This is a genomic window from Leclercia sp. 29361, assembly GCF_011290365.1.
In the GTDB taxonomy this organism is placed as follows: Bacteria; Pseudomonadota; Gammaproteobacteria; order Enterobacterales; family Enterobacteriaceae; genus Enterobacter; species Enterobacter tamurae.
The window spans coordinates 3000734-3012768 of the sequence record NZ_CP049786.1; the positions used below are offsets into that span (position 1 = coordinate 3000734).

Annotated in this window: 12 protein-coding genes, 3 tRNA genes and 1 pseudogene; 6 read left to right on the forward strand and 10 right to left on the reverse strand. The window is 52.2% G+C overall.

Translation table 11 applies throughout. The features are described 5' to 3' along the window. Positions 1-10: 10 nt before the first annotated feature. The 4 genes from G7090_RS14405 to G7090_RS14420 form a co-directional block, all read right to left on the reverse strand. Positions 11-1582 (reverse strand): phosphoethanolamine transferase, encoded by a 1572-nt coding sequence (locus tag G7090_RS14405; protein WP_166182868.1) that lies wholly within the window; start codon positions 1580-1582, stop codon positions 11-13. 285 nt (positions 1583-1867) lie between these two features. Then, positions 1868-2149 (reverse strand): heavy-metal-associated domain-containing protein, encoded by a 282-nt coding sequence (locus tag G7090_RS14410; RefSeq protein ID WP_166182869.1) that lies wholly within the window; start codon positions 2147-2149, stop codon positions 1868-1870. After that, complete coding sequence (locus G7090_RS14415; RefSeq protein ID WP_166182870.1) at positions 2146-2502, reverse strand: mercuric transporter MerT family protein; 357 nt, start codon at positions 2500-2502, stop codon at positions 2146-2148. The genes G7090_RS14410 and G7090_RS14415 overlap by 4 nt, the downstream gene beginning before the upstream one ends. After that, positions 2480-3625 carry a transglutaminase-like domain-containing protein gene (locus G7090_RS14420; protein WP_166182871.1) on the reverse strand — a complete coding sequence of 382 codons (1146 nt, stop codon included), beginning with the start codon at positions 3623-3625 and terminating at the stop codon, positions 2480-2482. The genes G7090_RS14415 and G7090_RS14420 overlap by 23 nt, the downstream gene beginning before the upstream one ends. A gap of 358 nt (positions 3626-3983) precedes the next feature. On the opposite strand from G7090_RS14420, the gene G7090_RS14425 reads away from it, so the two are divergent. Continuing rightward, entirely contained in the window at positions 3984-4652 is a 669-nt protein-coding gene (locus tag G7090_RS14425) for a hypothetical protein (protein ID WP_242685326.1), read from the forward strand. A gap of 198 nt (positions 4653-4850) precedes the next feature. Next, positions 4851-5330 (forward strand): type VI secretion system tube protein TssD, encoded by a 480-nt coding sequence (locus G7090_RS14430; RefSeq protein WP_166182872.1) that lies wholly within the window; start codon positions 4851-4853, stop codon positions 5328-5330. Between the two features lie 169 nt (positions 5331-5499). On the opposite strand, the gene G7090_RS14435 is transcribed toward G7090_RS14430, so the two are convergent. Further along, positions 5500-5754, reverse strand: coding sequence for a lF-82 (locus G7090_RS14435; RefSeq protein WP_166182873.1), 255 nt, complete (start codon positions 5752-5754; stop codon positions 5500-5502). Between the two features lie 108 nt (positions 5755-5862). Further along, positions 5863-5952: pseudogene (locus G7090_RS23960) on the reverse strand (ASCH domain-containing protein); the annotation flags it as partial. Positions 5953-6427: 475 nt separating this feature from the next. Between G7090_RS23960 and G7090_RS14440 the strand changes: the two are divergent. The 4 genes from G7090_RS14440 to G7090_RS14455 are packed head-to-tail and all read left to right on the forward strand — an operon-like array spanning position 6428 to position 10885. Then, on the forward strand, positions 6428-7411 hold the full coding sequence (locus tag G7090_RS14440; protein ID WP_106993384.1) for an autoinducer 2 ABC transporter substrate-binding protein: 984 nt from the start codon (positions 6428-6430) through the stop codon (positions 7409-7411). Between the two features lie 57 nt (positions 7412-7468). Next, complete coding sequence (locus G7090_RS14445) at positions 7469-8950, forward strand: sugar ABC transporter ATP-binding protein (protein WP_166182874.1); 1482 nt, start codon at positions 7469-7471, stop codon at positions 8948-8950. Then, positions 8943-9923, forward strand: coding sequence for an ABC transporter permease (locus G7090_RS14450; protein ID WP_166182875.1), 981 nt, complete (start codon positions 8943-8945; stop codon positions 9921-9923). The genes G7090_RS14445 and G7090_RS14450 overlap by 8 nt, the downstream gene beginning before the upstream one ends. Continuing rightward, positions 9920-10885 (forward strand): ABC transporter permease, encoded by a 966-nt coding sequence (locus G7090_RS14455; RefSeq protein WP_106993387.1) that lies wholly within the window; start codon positions 9920-9922, stop codon positions 10883-10885. Before G7090_RS14450 ends, G7090_RS14455 begins: the two co-directional genes overlap by 4 nt. A 135-nt stretch (positions 10886-11020) precedes the next feature. Here G7090_RS14455 and G7090_RS14460 read toward each other — a convergent pair. The 4 genes from G7090_RS14460 to pgsA all read right to left on the reverse strand — a co-directional run bounded on the left by G7090_RS14460 (position 11021) and on the right by pgsA (position 12021). Then, positions 11021-11107: transfer RNA gene (locus G7090_RS14460), tRNA-Leu, on the reverse strand. Between the two features lie 12 nt (positions 11108-11119). Further along, positions 11120-11193: transfer RNA gene (locus G7090_RS14465), tRNA-Cys, on the reverse strand. A gap of 51 nt (positions 11194-11244) precedes the next feature. Further along, positions 11245-11320: transfer RNA gene (locus G7090_RS14470), tRNA-Gly, on the reverse strand. A 152-nt stretch (positions 11321-11472) separates the two neighbouring features. After that, positions 11473-12021, reverse strand: coding sequence for a CDP-diacylglycerol--glycerol-3-phosphate 3-phosphatidyltransferase (gene pgsA, locus G7090_RS14475; protein WP_138369386.1), 549 nt, complete (start codon positions 12019-12021; stop codon positions 11473-11475). Positions 12022-12035: the final 14 nt, after the last annotated feature.

Consider the following 12035-nt stretch of genomic DNA (forward strand, 5'->3'; position numbering starts at 1 on the left):
GGGGGCAAGATCAGTGGAGATCGTCAGGAAGCTGCGCATAATCCACTTTTTGCAGCTTAAAGTTCATCACCCAGGGCGTGCCGGCATCCTGCTCCGAGACAAAGGGGTATTTCGGGGTTATCTCTTTCGCCTCGATCCCGGTCCAGACCGAGAAGAAATCGAGAAAATCGTTGGCAGAACGCCGGGCTTTAATCAGGCGATGTGCTTTGTCGTCGCTGGACATGATCATAAAGGGCACCTGATAGTTTTGCTGGAAGGCATCGCCATGGGCCATATATTGCCCGCCAGTCAGACGGGCTTTATAGGTCAGCCCGTGGTCAGAGAAATAGACCATCGAGAAACTGTCACCGCTATTTTGCAGCTGCTCATAAAGCTTTTTTAACAGGGTATCGGTCTGGGTGATGCTGTAGATGTAGCAGGAGGTCTCTTTCGACTGCACAAACTCGAGGTATTTCCCCTGAGTGCGCTCGCAGGCTTGCGGGTGTGAGCCCATCAGATGCAGGACGATCAGCCGCGGCTCGGTACGCGGAGCGGACAATACCTGCTGCGTCATCTGCAGCAGGGCTTCATCCCGTGGGTTATTTTCATCTTCGTAATAGCCTTTGCGCAGAAACTGTACCTCATCCGCACGCTTCGCAATGCTGGCGATGGCGGTATCGTACTCGCCAATTTGCCCCTGATTAGAGAACCACCAGGTGCGGAACCCGGCGCGGTTCGCCAGGGTGACGACGTTATTCTGGTATTCCGGGCTCCCTCCGCTCACCCGGCTCAGGGAGTGGCCCAGAGAGGTTTGGGTGGAGGCGCTGGCGGAGATAAAATCCGTGAATAACGTGCCATTAACAGCGCTGGCAAAGGGCGTGTTATTCCACTGTCCGCCAAAGGCACCCAGGGCATCCCGCCGTGCGCTTTCGCCGATCACCATCACGTAATTGTGGTAGCGGGGCTTCACCGCCAGTACGGTCCAGTTGTCCTTCATCTTCGCCAGCTCCAGCATATGGGCCTTTTCCTGCACCACTTCCTGGTTGTTGATCACCACATCCTTCACAAAGCGGAACACCGGATAACCCACATCCAGCAGGGTGAAGTTTCCCCAGTAGACGAGGTTTTTCGCCGGGGTCATAAAGAAACAGGCCACGCTGAAGGCCAGACACAACATATCCAGGCGGCGCCAGGGCTGTTTTGGCCCAATTTTACGCGCCAGCGCCACCCCGCCTAACGCCAGAATGACTAAAGAGACCAGATAGCTGTGCCACGGGAATATCGTCAGGATCTCGACGGATTCATTGACGTTGGTGGCGTGGAGCGCCAGCAGGGTATTGAAATTCGGTGCGCCATAGGCCTGTTGAAAGGGGTAGTACATGGCCGCCAGCAGGCTGCAGAGGAGAATGACCCCTTTCTGCACCTGAGGGGCAAACCGCCAGAGGACAAACAAGACGCAGCAAAATGCTACCGAATAGAGCAGGCTAAATGAATATCCAAACGAGTAATTAATCAGCACCGACTGGAGAAAATAAAACGCTGCCCACGGATTAAGGGTAATATCGCGCATCCAGAGGGTATATTTACTCGCTGTAATATTCATATTGACCTTAATCCACACTAAGCCGCAATAAAATGCAGACACCAGGGATCAACAAACCGCCGGGGACGGCGATATAGGGATAAAAATGGAGCGTTTTATGGAGAAACTAATCCAAAGATAGAGCGCGCAGGCGGGAAGGTCAACGCTGTGTAACCAGATATTACGCAAACGGAAGCAATATCATCATAATTTATTAATAATTGCGTGGTAGCACGTCTTTCCCAAAATTTGAGAAAGACGTGAATACGATAATAATAATTAAGCCATCAGGCATTATTATTATATTTACGGTTTTTCAATGCGGTTCACGGTTGCCGTATAGCCTGTTTTCGCCACCGCCTCTAATAACGTCCCGGTCGGGAAACCTTCCGGAACGATAACGTCGGTTTGGCGCGTCTTCAACGACGCTTTCGCTTTCACCACCCCTTCCGTTTCACGCAGGGCCTGGTTAACCGAAATCACGCACAGCGAGCAGGTCATGCCCTGCACATCCAGCACCACTTTTTCGTTTGCAGCCTGTGCGCACAGGGGCAGCAACAGACTCGCGGTTATCAGCAGTCGTTTCATTCCATCACCTCATAATACCAGGCCACCACCGTGGGGTAGAACAGCACCAGCAACAGCACCGGCAGCGAGAGCCAGAACAGCAGACGCATCTGCCCCAGCGTCATCCGCCCGGTACACCACGGCCGCGTTGAAAAATAGAGCCGCCAGAATACCCGCAGCATCAGCCCTGTCGAGAGCAGGATCATCGGCACCCGCAGGAATTCGAGCTGGCTGAGCCCGGCAAAACCGGCAGCCGATATACCAAACAGCAAATAGAGCAGCGGTCCGACGCAGCACAGCCCGGCGGTGACGGCCGCCGCAGCCGCCGTCAGCAGGGTCAGCCCCGCCCCTTTAGCGTTGTTCTGTTGAGACATAGTGGTAGGTAAACACCTTTGGATCGTAAAAATTGAGCGGGTCGCCGTCCACTTCGGCATAGGGGTAACCAAAGTTATTCACTGCCCCCTGCTCCGTCGCCGGATAGAGTTCAAAATCGCGCCCGTAGTTGAAGCCCACCCAGTTCATCTCCCAGTTGCCGAACAGGTAAGCATTTACCGCCTGCACATCGGGGTCCTGATGGGCTTTTTTCTCCGCCAGACGCATTTTGGTGACGTCAGCCGGATCGCACGGCAGCCAGCCATATCCTGCCAGATAAAATTCTGCCCGGCAGTGCTGTCCGCCGCTAACGTCGGACACGCCCGCGCTGTCGGCCTTGCCGAAGGCGCTTTTCGAGTAGCGTTCCAGCTTGTTGGCCTTGCCCAGACGGATGCCGAACAGCTCCCGCGCCGGGATACCACTGGCGCGCGCCAGGGCGACAAACACCGAGCTGATGTCGGTACATTTGCCGCTGAGCTTGCCGCTTTGCAGAATAGTTGCCACATCGCCGGTGCCACAGCCAATCACGTCGTTATCGCGCTCCATATGACTGCTGACCCACTCGTAGATCAGGCGCGCTTTTTTCAGCGGATCGGTTTCGCCGGCCGTGATTTTTTGCGCCGTTTCGCGCACCAGGCCATCAACCGGAGTATGCGTCGTTGGCAGCAGGTACGGCTTCACCGCCAGCGGGTAGACAATCTGCTCCGGCGCCTGCCAGTTTTTCAGGGCGTCCTGTTTCAGCGGCTCCCAGTCTGCCGTTTCGATCTCCAGATCGAGCTGCAGGAGTAGATCGCCTTCTGATTTCGGCCAGGTCGCAAACAGCGTTTTCGCGCCGTAGCTATTATTGGTGGTGATATAGGCCTGCTGATAGTTGCCGCTGAACGACAGGCCGGTCATCTGCTGAAAGGCGGTATCCACCGGCAGTGGGATCCAGAGTTTGACCACCCCGCTGGAGCCCTGGGGCGGTGCCAGCTTATAGGTTTGCGATAAGACGAAACGGCGGCGCATCACCGGCGCGGCGAGCGGCGCGCTGTTATGTACCACAGTCTGGCTGGCGACGGCCGGGCCTACTAAGCCTGCGGCAGAGAGAAGTACGCTGTTTTTAAGAAATTGTCGACGCTGCATGGCTACCTGTCCCTTGAAAATGAATGGTCATCACAGCAGACAGGAGCTGGCGCGGAGTGATAGAGATGATTCATCAATAACAGACCTGTTAACTGTGAATGAAAAAATAAGCGCCATTATTAGGCGGCATTCTGGCGGGGTTGTACAGGCGTGAAGTCAAAAAACCACAATAACCGCAACATAAGGTAATAGTCGTCGCTTCGCGCCTCTAAGTTAGCTCCTCCGGCTTTTCGCCGGAGGCATAGTATTTTTCTGTTAAACAGAAGCAAGCAAAGTTGTTTGTTTTCCATACCGTTGCTCAGTTGAGCATTGCATGATAAAACCATGAGAAAGGGATGGTTTTGCAGAGGGAGAAGGAATGGGAAATATCACAGAAATGAATAGCATCAAGGAAATAGCTGAACGTTTAGCCGACATAATAATAAACCCAAACTCAGCTATCGGTTTTGCAGAGGGGGCTTTATCTGTCCCTCTGGATTTTGGTTACCTGGTTTGGGGGGTGTTTGATACTGATTCTCGCTATCACCGTGAAACAGAACGAATAAGACTACTTGCTGCTGTTCGGCGAGGGCTCCTAAATTATGAACAATTAAAAGAAGCTATCGCGTTAGCGCTTATAGAATTTGAAAAGCGCCTGACCAAAAGGAAAAAGGATGGCACCTATAGTAAAACAGTATTTTCACTTATCGGGCGAGCCTCCGCCAATTCATATATTACTACAAAAATAACAGCAGCCATTATTGAGCGAGTAACCTTCTTCGTAAAAATGCGGAATAGTATTTTTTTAGGAAACTTATTACTCCTTGGAGGAATGGCGGAACGCAGCATAAGAACATCGCAACAACTTGCTATTGACAATCCTGAAATATACGAAGTTTTACGTCCTCGTGATTATGATTTGTTATATTTCCTTTTTGAATCGTCAATTACTCCATTTGCTCAGGCTTTGCAAGTGCGGCGCGAGCTAGGAGAACCGACGTTTGATCAATTAATTGATTTGGCAAATAAAAAAATAAATGGATATTAAAAGAATCGTTGATGGCGTGGTCGGATGGCTTGCGGATATGGTCTCGTGGGTTATAACCTGCCTTTGCATATTCTATCTTTCTTATTTTGATTCATGGCCTGTAACGCTGTTTTTCATCATTATTACAATTGTAACTGGGCTGCTATTAGCAAAACTAGCAGACCGCTTTTATAAATTTAAAGACAAGGAATAAATAAAATGTCAAATCCTGCTTATTTATGGTTAACTGACGAAAACGGCTCGCCAATTATAGGATCCTGTTTAATTCCTGGGAGACTAGGAGCCATTGAGATAAAAGCACTTACGCATAATATGAATATTCCGTCATGCCCAAATACTGGACGCTTAACGGGAACACGTATTCATACCCCAATGATAATGCAAAAAGAGTTTGATAAGACTACACCTTACCTCTATCGAGCTATTAGCCAGAATATGACATTGAAATCAGCAACGTTAAAAATGTATCGAGTTCTTGATTCTGGAGTGGAAACGGAATATTTCAATATCATTCTTGAAAATATAAAGGTCGTATCAATTACTCCTAATTTGTATCCGGGCAATCAAACAGGCACACACACGGAGTCAATCGAGATTCAATATGAAAAAATCACATGGAAGCATTGCGACGGCAATATCGTGTTTACTGATGCATGGAATCACCGCGCAATAGCATAAGGGGGCTGATGTTCAGTCGAACGCAAGCCTGTTTTTTGATAAGGCTTATGCTATCGCTATAGGGTGTCGTCACTTACCCGTATAGGTTAAAAAGCGCTCCTGACATACAATAATTCCCGTTTCCCAAACCGACCCCTACATAGTCGGTCGCGGGGGGCGGGAAGGCCATTTATCCCTCCAGCTTAAAATCGTCATCCCAATCAGGAAGGGCTGCAACCCTACCGGCATCGTTCAGGAACGCCAGTCCGTTTGATAGCGACTTCGGTTGCTCCAGGCCAAGCTCAAAAATAATCTGGCCACATCCGGCAAGCCAGAAGCCACCGCCCACCTCTTTAGCGCGCTGAACGAATATCCGCCTGCCCAGCGCAATGTAGTCTCGTTGTTCACCGCGATAGATGATGTTGTAGTTGCCATCTTTGCCCATAACCCCCTCCCTTAAAATTAATACTGTATACGTATACAAAATTTTGCTGAAGGCGGTCCGTCAACCGAAGCGGCGCATAAAAAAGCCCGCTGGTGTGGGCTAGATGGTTCAGAGAGTGATTTTTACCGCGAAGACTTTCACCAGATCCGGGCCAAAGTGCTTATGCGTGATGGTTTTTATCTCGTACCCGTCAGACGGCGGGAGGCGCCATCCTTGGCGCGGTGTTATCAGCCACCAGCGCATACTGCAACGTCCTGCTTAGCTGTTTGCACAGCGGCTGGCACCCGACACATTTCACGGCCGTGTCACATTGCAGGGCTGGGGGGCAAAAGCGGCTAAATAGTGTGCGGCCTGCGTTCCCTCATCCTTTCCCCGCAGGGGCGAGGGGATCGTCTGTGCCATTTATTTAATTCAGCAACGGATATTTGTGATAACAATCTCAAAACAGAGTATTGGCATAATAGTCCATGCTATAAGCCGGTGGCTCCATAACATTATAAATTTAAAACCTTACTGTTAATTCTTTAAGGATAAGATTTGGCACGCTATTCCCCATTAAATTAATGGGGATGCTGCATGTGATTTCACCTAATATTAAAAATGAACACCGCTATCTCAAACAACACTTCCAGATTTTTACTTTACTTTTTTTACCACCCTACAGAGGTATGAGATGAGTAAAATGTGCTTAACAAAATTATTGTCTGCGAGCTTGCTCGGGTTGATGGTTTTCTCGACCTCTGCAATGGCGAAAGAAATTGAAGTGGTTAATATTTCAAAGATAGATGGCATGCCCTGGTTTAATCGCATGGGAGAAGGCGTAACGAAAGCGGGCAGCGATCTCGGAATAAAAGCGTCTCAGGTGGGACCGTCCAGCACCGATGCCCCGCAGCAGGTCAAAATCATTGAGGATTTAATCGCTAAAAAAGTCTCCGCCATCGGCATCGTCCCCAATGACGCCGATGTTCTCGAGCCGGTATTCAAAAAAGCGCGTGAGGCGGGCATCGTAGTATTAACCAACGAATCCCCGGGGCAGCCCAGCGCTAACTGGGATGTGGAAATTATCGATAACCAGAAATTTGCCGCCGACAACGTGGAAGAGATGGCGAAAGCCATGGGCGGCAAAGGCGGTTATGTCATTTATGTCGGCAGCCTGACCGTGCCGCAGCATAACCTGTGGGCGGATTTGTTCGTGAAATACCAGAAAGAGCACTACCCGGATATGCACGAAGTCACCAACCGGATGCCGGTGGCCGAGAATATCGACGACGCCCGCCGTACCACCATCGATCTGATGAAAGCCCATCCTGACATGAAAGGGATTGTCTCATTTGGCTCTCAGGGCCCGATCGGTGCAGGCCGCGCGGTGAAAGAGAAACGGGCGAAAGGCAAAGTGTTTGTCTACGGCATGATGATCCCATCCCAGGCCGCCTCGCTGATTAAAAGCGGTGATATTGCCATGGGCATCACCTACGATCCGGCTTCTGCGGGTTATGCCATCACCGCCATTGCCGACAAGGTGCTGAAAGGCGAAGAGATCACCCAGGGCCTGGAGATCCCTAACCTCGGTAAAGCTGATGTGGATAGCGAAAAACGCATCATCAAATTCCACAAAGTCCTGCGCGTCACCAAAGAGAATATCGATAGCCTGTATTGATCCGTTGAACCCGCACGCCCTGACAGGGCGTGCGGCATGCGCCCCTGAGAGGTAGACATGGAGCCCTTTATTTCACTGGGTAAGATCAGCAAGACCTTCTACGGTGTGAAAGCGCTGGATAACATCAACCTGACGCTGTTTCCGGGAGAAGTTCACTGTCTGGCCGGGCAGAACGGCTGCGGCAAATCGACGCTGATTAAAATTATCTCCGGCGTCTACAAACCCGATCCCGGATTTGAGATTGCCATTGCCGGCAAACCTTACACCCATCTTTCGCCCATCGACTCCGTTAAAGCCGGGATTCAGGTTATCTATCAGGATCTCTCTTTATTCCCCAATTTAACCGTTGCGGAAAACATCGGTATCCACCAGCACCACCACAATCTGCTGGTCAACAAGCGGGAGATCCGCCGCATCGCCGAGCTGACGATGAAGAGTATCGATGCGAGATTAGATCTGGATGCGAACGTCGACTCCCTGCCCATCGCCCAACGTCAGATCGTCGCCATCTGTCGGGCGCTGGCCCAGGAAGCCAGGCTGATCATTATGGATGAGCCCACCGCCTCGCTGACCATGCAGGAGGTGAAGGGGCTGTTGCGGGTGATCGGCGATCTCAAGAAAAGAGATATCTGCGTGGTATTTGTCAGCCACCGGCTGGATGAGGTGCTGGAGATCTCTGACCGTATCACCGTGCTGAAAAACGGCAGCCTGGTCGGCACTTATCCCGCCAGCGATATCAATAATAAAAAACTCGCCTTCCTGATGACCGGGAAGGAGTTCTCTTATGCGGTCCTGCCGCCGATTGAGAAGATTGGCGAGGTGGCGCTAACGGTAAAAAACCTGACTAAACATCAGCAGTATCAAGACATCTCCTTCCGGATCCATCAGGGGGAGATCCTGGCCATTACCGGGCTGCTGGGCGCCGGGCGCACGGAGCTGTGCCTGAGCCTGTTCGGGCTGACAAAGCCGGATTCCGGCGAGATAGTGCTGGAGGGTAAGACGGTGCAGTTCGCCAGCAACCGGGATGCGGTGAAAGCCGGAATAGGCTACGTCTCTGAAGATCGGATGAGCACCGGTCTGGTGATGGATCAGTCGATTAACGACAACATTATCTCGACCGTGCTGCAGCGGCTGAAAACCCCCTTCCGCCTGCTGGACAGGTCGAAATCGGACCGCATCGTCACGGATCTTATCGAGCAACTGAGCATTAAGATTGGCAGCGTGAACCTGCCGGTGAATACCCTCTCCGGCGGCAATGCCCAGCGCGTGGCAATTGCCAAATGGCTGGCCATCAACCCCAAAGTGCTGATCCTCGACTCCCCCACCGTCGGGGTCGACATTGCCAATAAAGCGGGGATCTACCAGATCATCTCCGCCCTGTCGCGCAAGGGGATCGCAGTGCTGATGATCACCGATGAGATCGACGAGGCGTACTTTAACAGCCACCGGATTTTAGTCATGCGCAAGGGGGCGATCGTCGCGGAAATCCTCCCGGAAAAAACCACCGAGGCCGCGCTGGCAGAGGTCGTCAATGGTTAATAAAATTGGGGTGAAAACTCACGAGCTGTTCCTCGGCCTGACCATTATCGTGATTGGCGGCTATCTGTCGTTTGCCAGCGCCGACTTTATGACGCTGGGCAATATCTACGACCTGATCAACAACTACGCCATGTTAACCATCCTGGCCTGCGGTCTGTTCATCGTCCTGATCTCCGGCGGGATCGATATCTCCTTCCCGGCGATGACCATCATCTCCCAGTACGTGATGGTCACCCTGATTCAGGGCACCAGCGGCAACTTTGCTCTCGCGTTTGCGCTGTCCGGCGGGCTGGGTTTACTCCTCGGCCTGGTCAACGCCACGCTGGTTAACCGGCTTAAGGTTCCCTCGATCATCATTACCATTTCCACCCTGAATATTTTTTACGGCCTGCTGCTGTACCTGACCAAAGGGGTGTGGCTCTACAGCTATCCGGAGTGGTTTGAAGAGGGGGTGATGCTGTTTAAATTCACTGCCGCCGATGGCTACGACTATGGTTTGAGCCTGCCGATCCTCACCCTGCTGGTGGTGGTGGCGCTAACCGGTTTTATCATGAATAAAACCAGCATCGGCCGGATGATTTACGCCATGGGTGGCAACCGCGAGGCAGCCTCCCGGATGGGATTCGGCATCTTTAAAATACAGCTGTTTGTCTACGGCTATATGGGCCTGATGTCCGGCGTCGCTGGTGTGGTGCAATCCGCGACCGTATTAACCGTCGCCCCCGACTCCCTGCTCGGCTATGAGCTGACGGTGCTCGCGGCGGTCGTGTTAGGCGGAACCAGCATCGTCGGCGGGCGCGGCACCTTACTCGGCACCCTGCTGGGGGTCATTTTACTGGCCGTTATCCAAAACGGTCTCAATCTTTTAGGGATCTCCTCTTACTGGCATACGGTCGTGACCGGTGTGGTGATTGTCACCAGCATCAGCATGACGGCCTGGAGTCAGCGCAAAGGTCAGGGAGCATTAGCATGAGCGCCAGAAAAACCCAGGATCGCGTTGAGATTTACCTCAGTCTGTTAATCGCCATCGTCGTGATCGCGTTTAGCTTCCTCATCCCGTCTGTCTTCTGGTCTTCAGCTAACTTCCAGTCCATCGCCTCGCAAATGCCGATCCTCGGTGTGCTGGCGTTAGCCATGGCGGTGACCATTCTTACCGGAGGGATAAACCTTTCTATCATTGCCACCATGAATGCCTGCGGGCTGGTAATGGCCTGGGTCGCCACGCACTATCCCCCAACCCTCAGCAGCATGCTGCTGGTACTGGCTGCCGGATTAGCCATGGCGATAGTGATAGGTTCGGTGATTGGATTTTTAATTGCCGTGGTGCGGGTTTCGCCGATTTTAGCCACGCTCGGGATCATGACCCTGCTGAAGGGGATCAATATTCTGATCTCCAAAGGCTCGTCTATCTCGAACTTCCCGGATTACGTGCTGGTCATCAACAGCACCAACGTCCTTGGCATTCCGCTACCCCTACTGGTTTTTCTGGCCGTGGTGGCGGTGCTGTGGGTGATCCTCGAAAAATCCGCCTTTGGACGCACCCTTTACCTGATTGGCTCCAATGAACAGGCGACCCACTACTCCGGGATCAACACCCGTAAAACCCTTATCTGGGTTTATATACTTTCATCGGTACTGTGCGTGATTGCCGCCCTGCTGATGATGTCCAAGCTGAACTCGGCCAAAGCTTCTTATGGTGAGTCTTATCTGCTGGTGTCGATTCTGGCGGCGGTGCTGGGCGGGGTAAATCCTGACGGCGGCTTTGGCAAAGTCTTTGGCATGGTGATGGCGCTGATCCTGCTGCAGATGCTGGAGAGCGGGCTGAACATTCTCGGGGTGAGCAGCTATATCACCATGGCCCTGTGGGGCGGCCTGCTGCTGGCGTTTATTTTCCTGAAAGGGGCTAACCTCTCGCACCTGTTCAGCAGGTCCTGATGATCAGCGGAGAGCGTCGGAAGGCGGTCAATAATCACGACATGAAATGAGGGAAGCAGATTTGAGGCACAAAAAAACCACCTTTCGGTGGTTTCACGACACTGCTTATTGCTTTGATTATTCTTCTTTTTCCCATGGTAGCCGGAGTGGGACTTGAACCCACACAGCGCGAACGCCGAGGGATTTTAAATCCCTTGTGTCTACCGATTCCACCATCCGGCCTCGGGAAGAAAGTGGAGGCGCGTTCCGGAGTCGAACCGGACTAGACGGATTTGCAATCCGCTACATAACCGCTTTGCTAACGCGCCTTAAATCTTTTGTCTTTCGACTGACACCCGCAAATGCGACTGTCTTAAATTTGGAGCGGGAAACGAGACTCGAACTCGCGACCCCGACCTTGGCAAGGTCGTGCTCTACCAACTGAGCTATTCCCGCAATCATCAAGTCATTATGCTAATCACTTGATTTTGTTATCGACTAACGAACCGTGCCGTCGTTCGATGCGTTGCATTCTACTTACCTGACGCTTTGAGTCAACGTTATTTTTCTTAACTCAAGATCGTTTGCTGAAAATTACGGCGAAACGATCACTGATCAAGCAAATCGCCGCGTGCAGCGTTCAAATATTGCAGCATTGACCAGAGCGTCAGCACCGCAGCGACCATAAACAGGCCGATACCCGCCCATTCTACCCACTCGTTTGGACGCCACAGCATCCACACCAGCGCCGCCATCTGCGCGGTAGTTTTCACCTTGCCGATCCAGGAGACCGCCACGCTGCTGCGTTTACCCAGTTCAGCCATCCACTCGCGCAGGGCCGAGATAATAATTTCGCGGGCAATCATGGTCGCGGCAGGCAGTGTCACCCACCAGCTGTGGTAGTGCTCCACCACCAGCACCATGGCGATGGCAACCATCACCTTGTCCGCGACCGGGTCGAGGAAGGCGCCGAAACGGGTGCTCTGGTTCCAGCGACGCGCCAGATAGCCATCAAACCAGTCGGTCACTGCTGCAATGAAAAAGATCAATGCACAGGCGAAAGGTGCCCAGACGAAGGGCAGATAAAACGCCAGCACAAAGAAAGGGATAAGGACGACGCGGAAAAGCGTTAACAACGTAGGGATGTTTAATCGCATAGTGACGGTAACTG